Source organism: Bacillus sp. MHSD_36 (assembly GCF_030757775.1).
GTDB lineage: Bacteria > Bacillota > Bacilli > Bacillales > Bacillaceae_G > Bacillus_A.
In genome coordinates this window covers 1-423 of the sequence record NZ_JAVBIS010000035.1, presented here as the reverse complement: position 1 = coordinate 423, position 423 = coordinate 1, and the positions used below count along the sequence as shown (strand labels likewise).

1 rRNA gene is annotated in these 423 nt (G+C 53.7%); it reads left to right on the top strand.

Annotated features, from left to right (window positions below):
- Positions 1-406 (top strand): 16S ribosomal RNA (locus tag Q9B79_RS26840); the annotation flags it as partial.
- Between the last annotated feature and the right edge of the window lie 17 nt (positions 407-423).

Genomic DNA, 423 nt, shown 5'->3' with positions numbered 1-423 from the left:
AGTTGGGCACTCTAAGGTGACTGCCGGTGACAAACCGGAGGAAGGTGGGGATGACGTCAAATCATCATGCCCCTTATGACCTGGGCTACACACGTGCTACAATGGACGGTACAAAGAGCTGCAAGACCGCGAGGTGGAGCTAATCTCATAAAACCGTTCTCAGTTCGGATTGTAGGCTGCAACTCGCCTACATGAAGCTGGAATCGCTAGTAATCGCGGATCAGCATGCCGCGGTGAATACGTTCCCGGGCCTTGTACACACCGCCCGTCACACCACGAGAGTTTGTAACACCCGAAGTCGGTGGGGTAACCTTTTTGGAGCCAGCCGCCTAAGGTGGGACAGATGATTGGGGTGAAGTCGTAACAAGGTAGCCGTATCGGAAGGTGCGGCTGGATCACCTCCTTTCTATGGAGAATTGATGA